The 17,895-nt window shown below is 68.3% G+C and carries 18 protein-coding genes; 12 read left to right on the top strand and 6 right to left on the bottom strand.

Features of this window, described 5'->3' with window-relative positions; genetic code table 11:
* Positions 1-39 precede the first annotated feature (39 nt).
* Entirely contained in the window at positions 40-798 is a 759-nt protein-coding gene (locus OG300_RS11100) for a MerR family transcriptional regulator (protein WP_405494822.1), read from the top strand.
* Positions 799-858: 60 nt separating this feature from the next.
* Positions 859-1,830, top strand: coding sequence for an aldo/keto reductase (locus OG300_RS11095; protein WP_405494820.1), 972 nt, complete (start codon positions 859-861; stop codon positions 1,828-1,830).
* On the opposite strand, the gene OG300_RS11090 is transcribed toward OG300_RS11095, so the two are convergent.
* The 3 genes from OG300_RS11090 to OG300_RS11080 form a co-directional block, all read right to left on the bottom strand.
* Positions 1,827-2,573, bottom strand: a complete 747-nt coding sequence (locus tag OG300_RS11090; protein WP_405494818.1) for an aquaporin — start codon at positions 2,571-2,573, stop codon at positions 1,827-1,829. The two genes, OG300_RS11095 and OG300_RS11090, sit on opposite strands and share 4 nt — an antisense overlap.
* Before the next feature lie 117 nt (positions 2,574-2,690).
* Complete coding sequence (locus tag OG300_RS11085; protein WP_405498524.1) at positions 2,691-3,104, bottom strand: helix-turn-helix domain-containing protein; 414 nt, start codon at positions 3,102-3,104, stop codon at positions 2,691-2,693.
* A 137-nt stretch (positions 3,105-3,241) separates the two neighbouring features.
* A complete protein-coding gene (locus tag OG300_RS11080) occupies positions 3,242-3,952 on the bottom strand; it encodes a hypothetical protein (RefSeq protein WP_405494816.1) in 711 nt (236 codons plus the stop codon).
* Between the two features lie 153 nt (positions 3,953-4,105).
* Between OG300_RS11080 and OG300_RS11075 the strand changes: the two genes are divergently transcribed.
* The 3 genes from OG300_RS11075 to OG300_RS11065 are packed head-to-tail and all read left to right on the top strand — an operon-like array spanning position 4,106 to position 6,494.
* Positions 4,106-4,600 (top strand): hypothetical protein, encoded by a 495-nt coding sequence (locus OG300_RS11075; protein WP_405494814.1) that lies wholly within the window; start codon positions 4,106-4,108, stop codon positions 4,598-4,600.
* A gap of 11 nt (positions 4,601-4,611) precedes the next feature.
* On the top strand, positions 4,612-5,142 hold the full coding sequence (locus tag OG300_RS11070; RefSeq protein WP_405494812.1) for a class I SAM-dependent methyltransferase: 531 nt from the start codon (positions 4,612-4,614) through the stop codon (positions 5,140-5,142).
* 26 nt (positions 5,143-5,168) lie between these two features.
* Entirely contained in the window at positions 5,169-6,494 is a 1,326-nt protein-coding gene (locus tag OG300_RS11065; protein ID WP_405494810.1) for a family 1 glycosylhydrolase, read from the top strand.
* Positions 6,495-6,512: 18 nt separating this feature from the next.
* Here the strand turns inward: OG300_RS11065 and OG300_RS11060 are convergent, their stop codons facing one another.
* Positions 6,513-6,944 (bottom strand): group 1 truncated hemoglobin, encoded by a 432-nt coding sequence (locus OG300_RS11060; RefSeq protein WP_405494808.1) that lies wholly within the window; start codon positions 6,942-6,944, stop codon positions 6,513-6,515.
* 312 nt (positions 6,945-7,256) lie between these two features.
* Between OG300_RS11060 and OG300_RS11055 the strand changes: the two genes are divergently transcribed.
* Positions 7,257-8,591: a family 1 glycosylhydrolase gene (locus OG300_RS11055; RefSeq protein ID WP_405494806.1), complete on the top strand. Its 1,335-nt coding sequence runs from the start codon at positions 7,257-7,259 to the stop codon at positions 8,589-8,591.
* Between the two features lie 5 nt (positions 8,592-8,596).
* On the opposite strand, the gene OG300_RS11050 is transcribed toward OG300_RS11055, so the two are convergent.
* The gene (locus tag OG300_RS11050; RefSeq protein WP_405494804.1) at positions 8,597-9,271 is read right to left on the bottom strand and encodes a MerR family transcriptional regulator; all 675 of its coding nucleotides are present in this window, start codon (positions 9,269-9,271) and stop codon (positions 8,597-8,599) included.
* Positions 9,272-9,371: 100 nt separating this feature from the next.
* On the opposite strand from OG300_RS11050, the gene OG300_RS11045 reads away from it, so the two are divergent.
* Positions 9,372-11,102: a GMC family oxidoreductase N-terminal domain-containing protein gene (locus OG300_RS11045; protein WP_405494802.1), complete on the top strand. Its 1,731-nt coding sequence runs from the start codon at positions 9,372-9,374 to the stop codon at positions 11,100-11,102.
* Between the two features lie 19 nt (positions 11,103-11,121).
* On the opposite strand, the gene OG300_RS11040 is transcribed toward OG300_RS11045, so the two are convergent.
* The gene (locus OG300_RS11040) at positions 11,122-11,586 is read right to left on the bottom strand and encodes a hypothetical protein (RefSeq protein ID WP_405494800.1); all 465 of its coding nucleotides are present in this window, start codon (positions 11,584-11,586) and stop codon (positions 11,122-11,124) included.
* A gap of 277 nt (positions 11,587-11,863) precedes the next feature.
* Between OG300_RS11040 and OG300_RS11035 the strand changes: the two genes are divergently transcribed.
* The 5 genes from OG300_RS11035 (at position 11,864) to OG300_RS11015 (ending at position 17,860) form a co-directional block, all read left to right on the top strand.
* A complete protein-coding gene (locus tag OG300_RS11035; protein ID WP_405494798.1) occupies positions 11,864-12,403 on the top strand; it encodes a DUF2599 domain-containing protein in 540 nt (179 codons plus the stop codon).
* A 126-nt stretch (positions 12,404-12,529) separates the two neighbouring features.
* Entirely contained in the window at positions 12,530-13,801 is a 1,272-nt protein-coding gene (locus tag OG300_RS11030; RefSeq protein WP_405494796.1) for an aminotransferase class V-fold PLP-dependent enzyme, read from the top strand.
* Positions 13,798-15,051, top strand: a complete 1,254-nt coding sequence (locus OG300_RS11025; RefSeq protein ID WP_405494794.1) for a copper chaperone — start codon at positions 13,798-13,800, stop codon at positions 15,049-15,051. The genes OG300_RS11030 and OG300_RS11025 overlap by 4 nt, the downstream gene beginning before the upstream one ends.
* Positions 15,048-16,517, top strand: coding sequence for a decarboxylase (locus OG300_RS11020; RefSeq protein WP_405494792.1), 1,470 nt, complete (start codon positions 15,048-15,050; stop codon positions 16,515-16,517). The genes OG300_RS11025 and OG300_RS11020 overlap by 4 nt, the downstream gene beginning before the upstream one ends.
* A complete protein-coding gene (locus tag OG300_RS11015) occupies positions 16,517-17,860 on the top strand; it encodes a pyridoxal-phosphate dependent enzyme (RefSeq protein ID WP_405494791.1) in 1,344 nt (447 codons plus the stop codon). The genes OG300_RS11020 and OG300_RS11015 overlap by 1 nt, the downstream gene beginning before the upstream one ends.
* Positions 17,861-17,895 lie beyond the last annotated feature (35 nt).

Here is a 17,895-nt window from a genome sequence, read left to right as displayed (position 1 = left end):
CAGGACGGACCTGCCCGATCAACAGATGGGACGCACGCCATGAGCTGGTCGATCGCGGATGTCGCTCGCATGTCGGGTGTCACCGCCCGCACCCTGCGGCACTACGACGACATCGGCCTGCTCACGCCCGCCTACGTGGGGGCCAACGGCTACCGGTACTACGAGGACGAACAGCTGCTGCGCCTGCAGCAGATCCTGGTGTTGCGGGAACTGGGCCTCGGCCTGGCCGATATCGCGGCCTCGGTCGACTCCGAACCCGACACCCTCGCTGCCCTCGAACGCCAGCACACCCGCCTGCTCGGCGAGAGCGACCGGCTGGCCCGGATGGCCGAGACGGTGGCGCGCACCATCATCGAACTGAAAGGAAAGACCGACATGGCGATCAAGATCAACCGACCGGAGAACCTCTTCGAGGGCTTCGACCACACCCAGTACGACGACGAGGCCCGCGAGCGCTGGCCCGAACAGTTCGAGGAGTCGCGCCGCCGCACCGCGGGCATGACCGACGAGGACGTCGCCCGCATGCAGCGCGAGGTCACCGCCGCCATGATCCGGATGGCCGAATTCCTCGCCGCCGGAACCCCGGTCGACGATGTCGCCGTCCAGAACGAGATCGACACCCACTACCAGGGCATGGTCCGGTTCTGGACTCCCAACCGCACCGCCTACCGGTGCCTGGGTCAGATGTACGTCGACGACGAGCGATTCAAGGCCAATTACGAGGCGATCGCGCAGGGCCTGGCCGAATACCAGCGCGACGCCATGGCCGTCTACGCCGACGCCCGGCTCACCGACTGAAGCACCGCAACGGTTTTCAGCGGGGTGGTCGCGTCCGCCGAGGACTGACACGATGGGGGGATGCGTGAACAGGAACTCGGAAATGGATTGACCGTTTCGGCTATCGGCCTGGGGTGCATGGGGTTTTCACAGGGGTACGGGGCGACCGACGACGAGGAGTCGGTGCAGGCGATCCGGGCGGCGATCGACGCCGGGATCACACTTTTCGACACCGCGATGAGTTACGGGCGCGGGCACAACGAGCAGCTGGTGGGGCGGGCGCTGCACGGGGCAGAGGTCAAGGTGGCCACCAAGTTCGGGATCGTGCGGACCGACTCCGGAGTCGGGCTCGACGGGCGGCCCGAGCACGTGGCGGGATACTGCGACGCCTCATTGCAGCGGCTGGGGCGGGACGCCGTCGACGTCTACTACCTGCATCGGGTCGATCCCGAGGTGCCGGTGGCGGAAACCATCGGAGCCATGGCCGAATTGGTGACCGCCGGGAAGGTGCGGCACCTCGGGATCTCCGAGGCCACTCCCGCGCAGTTGCGGGAGGCGGTCGCGGTGCATCCGATCGCGGCGGTGCAGTTCGAGTGGTCGATGCTGTGGCGGGAACCGGAAGGCGATATCGTGCCGACCGCTCGCGAGCTCGGGGTGGGGCTGGTGCCCTACAGCCCGCTGGGACGCGGACTGCTCACCGCCACACTGGATTCCACGACCGTGGTCGAGAGCGATTTCCGGCGCAACGATCCCCGATTCCAGGGCGAACACCTCGCGGAGAACCTCGCGCAGGTGGCGGCACTGCGGGAATTGGCTGCGCGACTGGATATTTCAGCCGGACAGCTGGCGCTGGCATGGCTACTGACGCAGGGGCCTGACGTGGTACCGATCCCGGGTAGCCGGCGCGCGGCCCGCATCGTCGAGAACGCGCAGGCCGCGGCCGTCGAGTTGCGGCCCGAGGATCTCGCGGAACTGGCGAAACTGGTTCCGGCCGAGGGCTGGAGCGGGGACCGGCAGTCCTTCGCCGCGCACGGCACCAGCCGGTCGGTCTAACGTGCGGTGGCCGGGCGATACAGCAGGGTCATCACGCTGAGCCCGGCCAACCCGCCGACCAGCTGCGCGGCGATGAACGCGGGCGCGGAGGCCGGGGCGATGCCGGTGAACGAATCGGAGAGCATGCGGCCCAGGGTCAGCGCCGGGTTGGCGAACGAGCCGGAGCTGGTGAACCAGATCGCCGAACCCAGGTAGGTCGCGACCGCGGCCGCGGCGGCCACCCGGCCGTGACGGGTCATGGCGAAACCGATGGCGATCAGACCGGCGGCGGCGACGAACTCGCCGATCAGATGACCGCCGGTGACCCGGTGCTGGGTCGAGAGCTGCCAGGCCGAGCGATCGAACATGGCATTGCTCAGCACGGCCCCGCACATCGCGCCCGCGGTCTGCGCGGCCGCGTACGCGCCCAGCTCACGGGTGCCGAGCCCGGTGCCGCGACGGCGGCCGCCGAGCCAATCCGCCAGGGACACGATCGGATTGAAATGCGCGCCGGAGATCGGGCCGAACATGAGGATGAGCACGGCCAGGCCGAAGGCACTGGCGGTGGAGTTCTCCAGCAGCTGCAGGCCGATATCGCCGGGTGAGAGCTGTGCCGCGGCGATCCCCGAACCGATCACCACCACCGCGAGCAGACCGGTCCCCAGGAATTCGGCCAGCAGTCGGCGGCCGAGCGACGGTGCCGTGGGTAGCGCCGCCTCCGCCCACACGGGCGAGGGCAGTGGGCGGTCGACGGGCGTGATCACCGGAACATCCTGATTCGGCACCTCGCCACAGTGACAGACGATCGGGCCCTCGAGCGCAGCTCAGGGCAACATATATCAAATACATCCGGTCGCTTTCGCCGCACACCGGAAGCGGCCCTACTCCGGGTCGCGGGCGGGCACCTCCGGCAGCCCCTCGGTGATCCGCAGCCGGTCGGCCATGCTGGTCAGCAGGTTCTGCGACTCCTCGCTCAGGTCGAAGGCGTGCGTGGACAGACGGCGCAGGCCGTAGAACTGCAGCCGGGTCAGCAGCTCGAGGTCGTGAACGGACTTGTCGATGAAGTCCTCCTTCAAGAAGTAATCGGGTCGGACCCGAAAGTACCGGGCCAGGGCCGCGACCGTCTCTCCGGACGGGTCGGTGCGCTCCCCGGCCCGCAATTGGCTCAGATACCGCTTCGAGATCGGGTGGCCCCAGGCGGTGAGTTGGGCGGCCACCTCGCCGTTGGTGTGCGCGCGCTGCTCGGGCACCGGATCGAACAGCTCGTTGAGCCGGGCGGCGAAATCGGCGACCAGCACGGTCACGCGCGGGGGCGGTTCGAAGCCCCGGCGGGGCACCCGCGCGTAGAGCCGCTGCAGCGCGGGCTCGTTGAGCGAGGATCGCGTCAGCAGTTCGGCCACCCGGGCCACCGGGTCCGGGCCCTGTTCGGGGCTCATCGCTGCTGCTCCTTGCCGTCGAGGCCATCCATCCAGCCGTTGTCGCGTTTCAGGCGCGCCCAGCGCTGTTCGACCGCCTTGACCGACGGGAAGTCGAACAGGCAGCGAATCTCCTCGCCGCGCAATCCCATTGCCTTGCCCCAGACCAGTCCGCGATCGCGGTCGGCGAGTGCGGCCAGGCGGCTGCGGAAGGCGAGCCGGTCGACCACCGTGCCCGCGACATCGTCCGCGGCGGGCCAGCGAGCCGACAGCTCCGTACCGTCCGGTGCGATCGAGAGCGGGAACACCGCGTGGAACTGATAGAGGTCTCCGGAGCGGCGGCTGCGACGGAACTGTTCGATGAAGGCGAGCGCACAGCCTCCGATGAAATACGTTGCGAGGCTGGTCCCGCCGTCGGCGCTCCAGCCGTCGCCCTCGATCGCCCTGCGCCGGAAGCGTTCCAGTGCGGTGGTGACCGTCTCCTGTAGGAAGTCCTCGGCCAGGCGGGTGGCCACCAGGTCCAGTTCCTGCGGGCTCGGATGTAGTGGTATGCCCTTGTGGGCGGCGACGGCGAATATCCAGCCGCTGCGTATCCACGGCCCCAGTACCGCCAATCCGTGGCGAACCAGATTGTCCGCCAGGAGATCCCACGCCCGCCCCTCGAAGCCGGTCTTGCGGACCAGCTCGAACAGCTCGTGCTCGACCGCGTGTCTATCCGGATCGGTCATTTCGTCGGTGTCCTCACCCGCGCACCTCTTGCTCGCTGACGCACACGTTATAGGGGTGGCAAATTCAGCGCCCCCCTTTCAGTTATTGCCCAGTATCCTCGCGTTGTAAACCGTGTCTTGACAACATCTTTCATGTAAAGGCAACATTTACACATGGCTGATACCTCACCCCGGGACACCGCCGACGAGCGCGCGATCCTGGCAAAACTGTTGTCCACCAATGCCGATTTCGTCGCCGAGGTGCTGCGCCCGGCCGAAGGCAAACCCACTCCATCGGTGATGGCCGCCCTGCGCGCGGCCCGCAGCCTCGACGGCGTCGTCGACGACGTGCTGCGCTCGCTGGTCCGTCAGGCTCGCGACGAGGGCCGCACCTGGGCCGAGATCGGCGAAATCTTCGGCACCTCACGGCAAGCCGCGTTCCAGCGCTTCGGCGGCCCCGGCGGCGAACCGCCCATGCCGCAGATCCCGCCGATGCCGCAGAACCCGCATCTGCCGCCGGTACCACCGATGCCGCAGGTCCCGCCGATGCCGCCGCTGCCCAATCTGCCCCGGATGCCCGAGATGCCGAATATTCCTGGCATGCCGAACATTCCGGGCTGGCCCGGCGGCCCGGGGCGCCAGCACGGCCCCGACCAGACCGGCGAGTGAGAACCGCGACCGTGTCCGACACCCAGCCGCCGCGTGCCCGCCTCGAGCGCGCGCAGCGGCGGCTGCTCACGGTGGCGCGCGACCGTTACGCCGAGGACCGTCTCGCCGACGCCGTCTCCGCCGGGATCCGGCAGGTGGTGTTGTTCGGGGCGGCACTCGACGGGTTCGCGGCACACAATCCCTACGGGGTGCGGATTCTGCGTTACCCCACTGCGGGATTCGAGCCTGCCGCATTGTGCACGGGTGATCCGGTGTTCGCGGTCCATCTCGGCGGATGCACCGCGGGTCCGCGCCTGTCCACGGCGCTGGGTCTCCTCGGGGATTGCGCGCCGGGCAGCGAGATCGTCTTCGACTGCCTACCCGAGTTCCGCGGCGGCACCGTCACGCTGCTGCGCGACACGGGCTGGGAAATGCTGGAGGAACTCGATTCCCGCGCGCTAGCCTCGCGCTATCTCGATCACGCGACACCCACTGCCGTTTCGATCGAACTCCGCGTTGCCCGGGCCCGCGTCCGCCATAATGCTGGACGGCTGCCCAGCTGAAGCCGCCCGCCGGATGAGGAGTCCCCTTGCGCGCCTACCCCCGTCGCCACGCCCTCGCGCTGGCCGCCGCCGCGACCGCCCTGCTGGCGAGCGCCGCCCCGGCCACCGCGACACCGACCCCGGACACCGTGCCCGGACTCGGCGACGACTTCCACTGGGGCGTGGCCGCGGCCGGATTCCAGAACGAGGGCCACGCACTCGACAGCAACTGGCTGCGCTACGTCGACACCCACCCCGACTACGACCGCTACGGCGACAGCGTCGACTTCTACGACCATTACGCCTCCGATATCGCACTGGCGAAGAGCCTGGGCGTCAACACCTATCGGCTCAGCATCGAATGGGCGCGGGTGCAGCCGCAGCCCGGTAGCTGGGACGAGAACGGATTCGCCTTCTACGACAAGGTGATCGCCGCCATCCGCGCCGCGGGCATGCGGCCCATGATCACCCTCGACCACTGGGTCTACCCCGGTTGGGAAGCCGACCGCGGCGGCTGGAACAACCCCGGCATGGTCGGTGACTGGCTGAGCAATATGCGCACGGTGGTGGACCGCTACACCGGCGACGATCCGATGTGGGTCACCATCAACGAGCCCTTCGCCTACATCCTCAACGAGGTGCGCAACGGCGGGCTGCCCGCCACCGAGGTGCCGACCATGCAGGATCGACTCGCGCAGGCGCACAACAGCATCTACGACTACATTCACGCCCGCCAGCCCGGCGCGATGGTCACCAGCAATGTCGCCTACGTTCCGGCCGCCGACCCGATCGTCAACGGCGGCATGCTCGATCTGATCGCGGCCAAGCTCGATTTCGTCGGTATCGACTACTACTACGGGATGTCGCCCGACGTGGTCACCCAGTACTCGGCCTTCGCGTCCTCGGAACTGTGGAAGCTGCCGCTGCAGGCCGACGGCATCTATTACACGCTGCGCCATTTCGCGCACCTGTTCCCCGGCAAGCCGCTCTACATCGTGGAGAACGGCATGCCCACCGAGAACGGCAAGCCGCGCGCCGACGGCTACACCCGCGCCGACGACCTGCGCGACACCATGTACTGGCTGCAACGCGCCAAGGCCGACGGCATGAACGTGATCGGCTACAACTACTGGAGTCTCACCGACAACTACGAATGGGGCTCCTACACACCGCGATTCGGCCTCTACACCGTCGACGCGCTCACCGATCCCACCCTGACCCGGCATCCGACCGACGCGGTCGACGCCTACCGCGCCATCACCCACGCCGACGGTGTCCCCGCCACGTATCTGCCGACGCGTCCACCGGCGACCTGCTCGCTGGTGGACGCGATCGACAGCTGCGCCGACCCGGTGAGCCTGCCGCGCCGGTAGCGCCGTGTTCACACGGGGTCACGCGGTCGAACCGAAGACGCTCGACCACACCCAGATTCGCGAGCCGCTGCCCCGAGGCGTACCGCGGGTGACCCGCCGGTCGACGATGTCGCCGGCCAGCGGGGCCAGCGCGGCCAGGATGACGGCGGTGAGGTCGGCCGGAACACGCGCCGCGGCAAGCGATTCGGTGAGGTGGTACACGACGCGCTCGAAATGGCGGCGGGTGATGCCGAGGCCGCGGTGCACGCGGCGCATCGGGCTGCCGGTGTAGCGGACCGGGCCCCCGAGCACCGCCGCGAAGAATTCGACCTGGCGGCGCTGGACGCGGACCAGGTCCACGTCGGTGAAGAAGTGGGCCAGGGTGGGATCGGCCAGGACGCGCCGATAGTGGTCCTCGACCACCGCCGTGAGCACGCGGGCTCCGCCGATCCGGTCGTAGTTGCTGGGCATGAGCAATCCTTCGGTAGCTGGTTGCACCGGGCTGTGACTCCCCCTCGGACTTTGCTTGGGCCACAGGCCGGTACGACTCGAACGGTAGGTCCGTGATCACCGGACCGGACACCGGAATTGCCGCCGGGCCGGACTGCCGCACTGCTCAGCACCCGTGCGCCGGTTTTCCGGTCCGGAATACGAGGGTTGTCCGGCGCGTCCGGAGCCGGGTGCCGACCCCGCGACACGCCGATTCCTGACCCGAGATTCAGCTATCTGACAGCTACGCTCCGAACGGGACATTCCGACCACCCGTCCCGGAGGAGGAATCCGATGCGCAGCCGGCTGCACCGCCTCGTCCTGGCCGGACTCGCCGCCGCCGCGACCCTGTTGCCCGTCGCCGCGCACGCCACCCCGGCCACCCCCGCGCCCGCGCCAGGCCTGCGCGGCAGCCTCGGCGCCGACTTCCTCTGGGGCGTCGCCGCTTCCGGTTTCCAATCCGAAGGCCATTCCGCCGACAGCAATTGGCTGCGCTACATCGACAACAATCCGAGCTGGGATCGCTTCGAGAACTCCATCGACTTCCGCTCCCGCTACCCCGGCGACATCGCCCTCGCGGCCAGCCTGGGCGTGAAGGTGTTCCGCATCGGCATCGAATGGGCTCGGCTACAACCACAGCCGGGCGTCTGGGACGAGTCCGCGTTCACCTTCTACGACCAACTCGTCGACACCATCGTCGCCAACGGCATGGAACCCATGCTCACCCTGGACCACTGGGTGTACCCGGGCTGGGAGTACGACCGCGGCGGCTGGAAGAACCCCGATATGGTCACCGACTGGCTGGCCAACGCCCGCAAGGTCGTCGACCGCTACACCTCGCGAAACCCGGTGTGGGTCACCGTGAACGAACCGGTCGCCTACATCCAGCACGAGGTCCGCCAGAACGACACCAACGCCGATCAGATGCTCGACCGGGTCGCGCAGGCACACAACGAGATCTACGACTACATCCACCAGGTGCAGCCCGAAGCCCTGGTCACCAGCAATGTCGGCTATGTGGCCGGAGCCGAGGAGCAGGTCAACGGGCCGCTGATGGAACGCATCGGCAGCAAGCTCGACTTCGTCGGCGTCGACTACTACTTCGGCTACGAGCCGCCGCGAACCAACGCGGTCAATATGCCCGACGGCTCGGCCGCGCCGCCGCAGGGCATGTGGGATCTGCCGATCCGCCCCGAGGGCATCTACTATGCGCTGCAGCACTATTCGCGCATGTTCCCCGGCAAACCGCTGTGGGTGGTCGAGAACGGCATGCCCACCGAGGACGGCAAGCCGCGCGCCGACGGCTACACCCGCTCCGATCATCTGCGCGACACCGTCTACTGGTTGCAGCGCGCCAAGGCCGACGGCATGAACCTGGTCGGCTACAACTACTGGAGCCTCACCGACAACTACGAATGGGGCTCCTACACACCGCGATTCGGCCTCTACACCGTCGACGTGCGCAACGACCCCAACCTGACCCGCACGCCCACCGACGCGGTCGACACCTACCGGCAGATCGTCACCCGGGGCGGGGTGCCGCCGCGCTACGAACCGGTGCGCCTGCCCGCGGACTGCAAGCTGGTGGATCCGCCCGCCAGCTGTGACGGACCCGTCACCGTGCCCTGATGGGCTCAGCCGTCGGTTTCCCGTGCGGCACGCTCGATCTCCTCGGCCAGGGTCGCGCCGCCGACCTCGCGGGCCGCGGCGCGCAACCGGTCACCGAAGCGGTCGAGATCCGGGCCGACACCCTCGCCGGTGTACTCCGCGCCCGCCGCGTCGCGGAAGGTGCGCACGATCTCGTCGGCCAGCACGGCCAGGTGGGTGCGAATCAGCTTGCGCAGCACGCCCGAGAGCGAGATGTCGGTGCCGAGGTCGTAGAGCACCAGCGCGCCGGTGAGCATGGCCGGTTCCGGGACCGCCCAGCGCAGGCCCTGCTGCTGAAGGTATCCGGCGGCCATCAGATCCTCGAGGATCTCCGGGCGGCGATCGCCGAGCAGTTCGCTCAGTGCCTCGTCGTCGAGCAGCGTGCCGTCGGCGTTGTCGCCGCTGCGCGGGTCGAAGACCTCACGCCAGTCGCCGTCGTGCGGCATCTCGGCGTCGAAGACCTCGCGGATGGCGTCCAGGCGCAGTCCGCGCGCCTGCATGGCGGTGATGGCCTCGAGCCGTTGCAGGTGCCCGGCGTCGTAGACCGCCTCCTTGCCCGCCCGGCCGGGCTTGGGCAGCACACCGACCGAGTGGTAGTAGCGGATGGTGCGGGCGGCCACCCCACTGAGTTCGGCGAGTTGCAGGCGGCTGTATCGATCCACGCGAACAGCATAGATACCGCAACCCAGCAACGTTGACAGCCACAACTGTCCGCGTTAGCGTAACCGCCGCCACACTGTCGACGACGACACAGGAGTTCTGATGACCCAGCGCGACACCGATTTCGATGTGCTCATCGTCGGGTCCGGCTTCGGCGGCAGCGTCAGTGCGCTGCGCCTGACCGAGAAGGGCTATCGGGTCGGCGTGCTCGAGGCCGGTCAGCGCTATGCCGACGATGAACTCCCCGAGACCAGCTGGGACCTCAAGAAGTTCCTGTGGGCCCCGAAGCTGGGCTGCTACGGCATCCAGCGCATCCACCCGCTGCGCGATGTCCTGATCCTCGCGGGCGCGGGCGTCGGCGGCGGTTCGCTCAATTACGCCAACACCCTCTACGTTCCGCCCGCCCCGTTCTTCCAGGACCCGCAGTGGCGTGAGATCACCGACTGGCACGACGAGCTGATGCCCTACTACGAGCAGGCTCGCAAGATGCTCGGCGTGGTCACCAACCCGCACATGACCCCCGCCGACGAGGTGTTCAAGCAGGTCGCCGATGACATGGGCGTCGGCGACACCTTCGTGCAGACCCCGGTCGGCGTGTTCTTCGGCGAGCCGGGCAAGAAGGTCGCCGACCCGTTCTTCGGCGGCGCGGGCCCCGAGCGCACCGGCTGCATCGAATGCGGCGAATGCATGACCGGCTGCCGCCACAACGCCAAGAACACCCTGGTCAAGAACTACCTGTACCTCGCGGAACAGGGTGGCGCACAGGTCTTCCCGATGACCACGGTGACCACCGTGCGCGAAACCGCCGACGGCACCTGGGATGTCGAGACCGAACGCACCGGCACCTGGGTGCGCAAGCAGCCCAAGACCTACACCGCCAAGCACGTGGTGCTGGCCGCCGGCACGCGCGGCACCCAGCAACTGCTGTTCGCCATGCGCGACCGCAAGGTGCTGCCGAAGCTGTCGGATCGCCTCGGCGTGCTGACCCGCACCAACTCCGAATCCATCGTCGGCGCGGCCACCCGCAAGGTGAACCCGGACGTGGACTTCACCCGCGGTGTCGCCATCACCTCCTCGATCCACCCGACGCCGGATACCCACATCGAGCCGGTGCGCTACGGCAAGGGCTCCAATTCGATGGGCCTGCTGCAGACCCTGATGGTCGACGGCGGCGGCAAGATCCCGCGCTGGCTGCGCTTCCTGGGCATCGTGCTGCGGCATCCGATGATGCTGCTGCAGTTCATGTCCGTGAAGGATTGGTCCGAGCGCACCATCATCTCACTGGTCATGCAGCATCTGGACAACTCGATCACCACCTACACCAAGCGTGGGCTCTTCGGCCGCAAGCTGACCTCCAAACAGGGCCACGGCGAACCGAATCCGACCTGGATCCCGGCGGGCAACGACGTCACCCGCAAGGTCGCCGACAAGATCGGCGGCGTCGCGGGCGGCTCCTGGGGTGAGGTGTTCAATATTCCGCTGACCGCCCACTTCCTGGGTGGCGCGGCGATCGGCGCGGACGCGGGCAGCGGTGTCATCGACGCCTACCACCGCGTCTACGGCTACCCGACACTCAGCGTGGTCGACGGTGCGGCGGTCTCGGCGAACCTGGGCGTGAACCCGTCGCTGACCATCACCGCGCAGGCCGAACGCGCGGCGGCCATGTGGCCCAACAACGGTGAGCTCGACAACCGGCCCGCGCAGGCCGAGGGCTACCGTCGCATTGCACCCGTTGCACCGTTGCATCCGATGGTCCCCGCGAGCGCTCCGGCGGCGCTGGTCCTGCCGATCGTCGAAATCCGGGGCGGCAGCATCGAATCCACCCCCGCCTGAGGCGCGGGTGCGCCGCGGTTCAGCGCGCGTGGATGTGTGAGAAACCCATGGGTGAGGTCGGCGGCGGGACGTCGCCGACCGGGGCCCGGAATTCCTGAAGCGCGGCAAGCACATCCACGTGCCGGGCCGCGTAGCAGCGCACCTGCGGCAGCGCGTGCGCGACCTCGCTGCGCTCGAGCGGTTCCGCGTCGAGGTAGCCGACCTGTTCGAGATTCACACCGAGGGTCTGCGCGATGCGGCCGATGGCGGCGGACTTGCGACCCCAGCCCGCCTCCACCACCGCGAAGCGTTCGGCCAGCCCGTGGCGGCGCAGTTGATCTACAGTCCAACCCCATTCGCCGCGGGAGGCCACGGCGTGCATGACCCCGCGTTCGGCGAGGATGCGCAGGGAACGGGCCGCCTCGGGGCGCAGTGCACCCGCGGTCGAGTCACACACCACCCCGTCCCACAGGGCGTTGTCCACTTCCCACACAAGCAATTTCACAGTCGCGGCGTTCAATCGTGCCCCTACAGTCGATCCAGTCCCCTCGCCACTGTCACACGACAGCGGTTACAGCAACCATCCGGTACCACGGGTGCCGAGCGGATCCCTGCTTCCGGGAACCGCCCCGCGCGTGACATCGTAGGGTCTGTCTGGGCCAATACACCAGCGCTGGCAAATCTGGAACGTTGTTTTTCCGGTCTCGCCGGGTGCGCTGTAACAAGGTGATAGCCGCTGGTAGCGTCGAATTCACCTGGTACGGAAAGTAAGGAGTGGGGCGATGCCCGAGCGGCGACACTGGAAACTCTCAGGTGGCGCAGCGCTGCTCGCATCCGCACTGGTACTGACCGGTTGCGGCGCTGCCGAGGAATCCGCTCCGGTCATCGTCGGTTCGCTGGCGCCGGTGCCGGACACCGCACCGCCACCGCCGGCCACGCCCGCCGCCACCTCGACCACCGCCGCCGCGCTGTCGGCGGTTCCGGCCGTCGACCAGTTCGCCGATCAAGCCCTCATCGACCACACCGAGTGGACCGACGACACCGACGGGCGACGCCTGCGGGTCTACCCGACCCCGGCCGGCCGCAAGGACACCTTCCCCGCCGCACAGGACCGGGCCTGGCAGGAGGTGCTCACCGACGCACCCGACGCCGACACCCCCGGCATGGCCGATCAGTTCCGCTGCCACTGGGAGTGGGCGCGCGTCGTCGCCCCCGACAAGACCAGCTGGAATCTGGAACCGTGGCGTCCCGCCGTCGGCTATCAGGCCACCGTGGCGGCGCTGTGCAACCCCGGCGGACCGGACCCCAGCCCCGACCACTGACCCTCCTTCGCCGCAGTAACGAAGCCGTCCCGGCGAAAGCGCTTGCCGCCGAGAATCTTCGAGCGTGCCGGTAAATGTGCGTATCGTTGGTGGCGTCCAGCGCGACTCCTGGGAGGGAGGGCAGCGGTGCGCTCGTCCGTACCCGTGTCCCCGGCCGGTCCCGCCGCCACCCGGGAACCGGCGCATCACGCCGCGCGCGCACTGTTCCCGGCGCTGCGCGAGAGTGCGCCCGTCTACCTGGATTCGGCGTCCACCACGCAGAAACCACAGGCGGTGATCGACGCCGTCAACGGGTATCACAGCGCGCGCACCGCCAACGCCGGACGCGGCACCTACCCGTGGGCCAGCGGGCTGACCCGGCGCATCGAAGAGGTGCGGGCGCGGATGGCGGCGTTCATCGGGGCCGAACCCGATGAGGTGGTGTTCACCGGCGGGTCGACGGCCGCGCTCAACGCGGTGGCGCTCGCGTGGGGGCTGACCAATCTGCGCGACGGCGACGAAATCCTGTACAGCCCACGCGATCACGCGTCCAACGTGTATCCGTGGCGGCAGCTGGCCGGGCTGCTGCGCGGGTTCGGGCGCACCATCCGGTTGGTGCCGTACCGGGTCACGGCGCTGGGTGAGGCCGACCTCGAGGATGTGGCGGCGCGGGTCGGGCCGCGCACCCGGTTGATCGCCGCCTCGCATCTGCATCACGTGTTCGGGGCGCTCACCACGCTCGAAGAGCTGCGCGGGCAATTGGATCCGGGGATCGCGCTGTGTTTCGACTGCAGTCAGTCCGGCGGGCATCTGCCGGTGCGGGTGGGTGAGCTGGACGCGGATTTCGCGGTGTTCTCCGCGCACAAGATGTTCGGTGCGCCCGGGACCGGGGTGCTGTACTGCCGTCGCCGCCGCCACGCCGAGCTGGTGCCGTTCCTGCCGGGCGGCAATTCGGCCGTGTCACTGGGGGAATCGGGGTTGATCGCCGGGCCGATGCCGCAACTGCTGGAAGGCGGGACGCCCAACATTCCCGGGATTCTCGCGCTGGGCGCGGCGCTCGAGGTGCTCGACGACCTGGGGCTCGACACCATCGCCGAGCACAATCGGGCGTTGACCCAGCGGCTGCTGACCGGGCTTCGTGAAGTTCCGGGGTTGGAGCTGCTGCCCGGTCCCGGTTACGCCCCGTGTGAAACCGGCTATGGCACACTGTCTTTCACTCTCGCGGGAATCAGTGCCACCGATGCGGGCTTCGTACTGAGCGAACTGGGGTACCTGGTTCGCACCGGCGCGCACTGCGTTCCCGGCGAAGGCTCCGGTGACGAGGATTCGGTGCGGGTGAGCACCCACATCTACAACTCCTTCGACGAGATCGACCGGTTCACCGAGTGTGTCGCCACGATTGCCGAGGAGGTCTCATGACCGGCTCCGACCCCCGCTACGACCGCCGCGCCGCATCCCGGGTGCTGGCCGCGCTGGCCCGGCCCGGACTCGGTGGATCGGTTGCCACGCCGCCGGTGCGGCGCATCGAATACACGAGTGCGGCACTGCAACCGGAGACCGGTTCACATCTGACGCTGTCGCAGCGGCTGTATCTGGAACGGTTCATGCGGCCGTGCCGGGCCGATCAGGTCACCAGCGCCACCCATCGGATGGCCTGGACCGACAGCGAAGGGGTGCCCAATACCGGGCACTTCCATTCCGGCGGCCTGGGTCCGATCGTGCCGATCGCCATGCGCGAGGCGGTGCTGACGCTGTGGCACACACTGCGGGCCGATACCGCGCTGGCGCAGCGGGTCTCGGGGCTGAGTGCTCGCGACGCCGCCGTGCTGGAGGGCACCACCACCGACCACGATCCGATCGAGATCTTCCGGGTCGGTATCGAGGCGACGGGGCGGGCGCTGGCCCAGCACGCGCTGCTGGCGCGCTGGACGCCGTACCGGACGCCCACGGAATTCGCGGCCGGGATGCGGGATTCGGGGATCTACGCCGCGGTCGCGACCCGCTGGTACTGGGAATTGCAGGCGTCGAGCTACCGGCGCGGCATGATCGCGGTCACGCTGGCCACCCAACCCGATGGGACCGTGCGGTATTCGCTGGAGACGGTGGCGACGCTGCGGGCGATGAAGGACACCACCATCGAGGACGCGCATCGAATCATGCGGCGCGCCACGCATGCCGAGGGGTTGAGCGTCGCCGACGCCATCACCAAGTATCACGACGAACTGGATCTGATCTCGCGGCAGTACGCGCTGCTGCCGCCGGGCACCCGGCCCGCCTGCCTGGCGGCCATGCCGCATCAGCTCGACGGCGAGCACTACAGCCTGCTGCCGGTGGTGGTCGACAAGTTCACCGAGGTGTTCATCGCGACCGTCGCGCGGCTGACGGTCGTCGAGATCGCCGACGAGGTCGAGACCGGGTCCGGTGAGGATCGGGTGTTCTATGTGCCGGATATGAGCTGTAAACACTGCGTGCGCACCATTACCGGGGTGCTGGAGTCGATGGATATCGGGGTGCAGGAGGTCGACCTGGTCAGCAAGCGGGTGATCGCCGAGTTCCGCAGTCCGCGCAACCGGCAGCGCGCGTTCGAGGCGTTGCGCGACGGCGGTTACAACCCGACCGTGGAGTTGCCCGCGCCCAGCGAGCCGACGCCCACCGAATCCGCGGTATGACCGCTGCCGTTCCGCCGGGGTTGCCGGCGAAGATGCATCCGCTGGTGCGCGCGTTCCTGGCTGCGCCCGGTGTGGTTCGGGACGCGATCGACGGGTTCGGGTCGCCTGCGCATCTGGTGTTTCCGCAGGTGTTCGCCGAGAATTTGGCGCGGTTGCGGGCGCCGTTGGCGGCGCGGGTGCCCGGGTATCGGATCTGCTACGCGCACAAGGTCAATCAGTCGCGGGCGTTCGTGCGGACGGCGGCGGCCGCGGGGGTCGGCATCGATGTGGCATCGGCCGCGGAGTTGCACGGTGCGCTGTCGGACGGATTCGATCCCGCTCTGATCGAGGTGACCGGACCCAAGGGCGAGGAGTTCCTGCGGGCGCTGATCGGGACCAGGGTGACGATCAACGTCGACAACGCCTGGGAATTGGAACGGATTGCGGCGCTGGCCGATGCGCGGGAGCCGGTCCCGGTGTTGCTGCGGGTCTGCGGGTTTCCCGGGACACCGGTGAGCCGGTTCGGAATGCCGTTGCACACGGTGCACGCGGCGCTCGAGGTGTTGGCGGCCTCGCGGGATCGAATCGAGTTCCGCGGGTTCGCTTTCCATCTCGATTCCGGAGAGCCCGCGGAGCGGGTGCGGGCGGTCGACACCTGTCTGGCGTTGACCGAACGCGCCTACGATCACGGGCTGACACCGTCGGTGCTGAATATCGGGGGCGGGTTCCGGCAGGTGTTCACCGATGATGTGGCGGCGTTCGACGCGTATGTGCACGCGCTGCGGGAATCGCTGCTCGGGCGCGGTGAGCCGATGACGTGGGGCGGCAACACTTTCGGGTTCCATCTCGACGACGGCGCGGTGCACGGGACGCCGGTGTTCCACAAGTACGCGAACACGGTTGCCGCCGACACCATGCTCACCGATCTGCTCGATACCGAACTCGAGGCGCACGGCGGGCGCGGCATCGCGCAGTTGGTGGGTGAGAACATGCTGGAGCTGTGGCTCGAACCCGGCAAGGCGCTCGTCGATCATGCCGGGATCACCGTGGCGCGGGTGGAATTCGTGAAGGAGACCTCCGACGGGTCGACGCTGGTGAACCTGGATCTGAGCCGGGACGCCGTGACTCCGGCCGATCAGGAAGTGATGGTCGATCCGATTCTCGTCACCGCCGAGGGCGCGGATCCCGTTGCGGCCGGGGTGTTCCTGGCCGGGCGGCTGTGCCTGGAGCGCGACCTGATCACCAATCACAAGGTGTGGCTGCCACGCCGCCCCGTGCCCGGGGATCTGATCGCGTTCCCCAATACCGGTGCCTACCACATGGATTTGTCGGCAGCGCGTGCGTCCATGCATCCGCTGCCACCGAAAGTCGCGGTGACACACCGGGACGGGACGTTTCAGGTGTGCCGCGACGTTGAATTCGAATCCGGGCCGATCCCGCGGCCCCGGCCGGGGATCGACGGTGCGAGACGGCACGAGGTGCATTGATGCGCTACGACCACATCACCGAACTCATCGGCAATACGCCACTACTGCGGCTGGATCCGGCGGTGCACGGGCTCGAGAACGTCGAGCTGTACGCGAAGCTGGAGTTCTACAACCCGTTCGGCTCGGTCAAGGATCGGGTGGCGTGGGGCATGATCCGCGACGACCTCGACGAGATCGTCAGCGGCAAGAAGACTCTCATCGAAGCCTCCAGCGGCAATACCGCCAAGGCGCTGCGCATACTGGCGGCCATGCACGGCCTCGGATTGCGTGCGGTCACCAACCGCATCAAGGTCGCCGAGGTGCGAGAGTTGCTGCAGCTGTTGGGCACCGAGATCGAGGAACTGCCCGGCCTGTCGGAATGCCCCGACCCGACCGCACCCAACGACGTCTATACGGTCATCGAATCCACCATGGCCCGCAACCCCGGCGCCTGGTATCACCCCTCGCAGTACACCAGTGAGAAGAACATCGAGGCCCACCACGAGGGCACCGGCCGCGAAATCCACGACGACCTGGCCCGCGACGGCATCACCCGCGTCGACTACCTGATCGGCGGCCTCGGCACCACCGGATCGACCCGCGGCACAGCCACATTCCTGCGCAAGCACAACCCGGAACTGAAGACCATCGCCGTGGTCTCCGAACGCGGCGACTTCATCCCCGGCATCCGCTCGGAAACCGAGATGTGGGACGTCGGCCTGTTCCAACCGGAGTTCTACGACCGCATCATCCCCATCGAATCCGGCCGCGCCGTCGACGCCACCCTCGAATTGGCCACCGCCCACGGCGTTCTCGCTGGCCCCACCAGCGGAGCCACCTACGCCGCCGCCCTCGACCACCTCCGCACCCTGACTCCCTCCCCCTCGGATGAGGCCGCAGGCCAACCTTTGACAGCGGTCATCATCGTGTGTGATCGCTTGGAGCCGTACCTCTCCTACATTCGCAAACGCCGCCCCGAACTCTTCGGCAAACCCTCCCGCACTCCACCCCCCACCGCCGAAGAACTGGCCGCCACCCCCACCCTGTCCCCCGACGACCTCGAACACCTCGACGCCACCGCCAACCCCACCATCGTCGACACCCGAGGCGCCATGGCCTACCGCATAGGCCACGTCCCCGGCGCCCTCAACATCCGAGACGACGTCCTCGACGACATGCTCACCCAGGGCATCCCCTTCTCCCGCTCCCGCCCCCTCGTCTTCGTCTGCCCCATAGGCGAAGTCTCCCTCCGCTTCGCCGCCCTCGCCCGCCGCTCCGGCTACAACGCCTCGAGCCTCGCCGGCGGCATCACAGCCTGGCGAGACGCCACCAAACCCCTCGAATCCTCCCCTCGCCCCCAATAACGGCCGCCACCACCGACATCAATGCAAGGCCGGTC

Origin of the sequence: Nocardia sp. NBC_00511, assembly GCF_045161165.1 — a bacterium.
GTDB lineage: Bacteria > Actinomycetota > Actinomycetes > Mycobacteriales > Mycobacteriaceae > Nocardia.
This window is presented reverse-complemented; position numbering and strand designations above follow the sequence as displayed.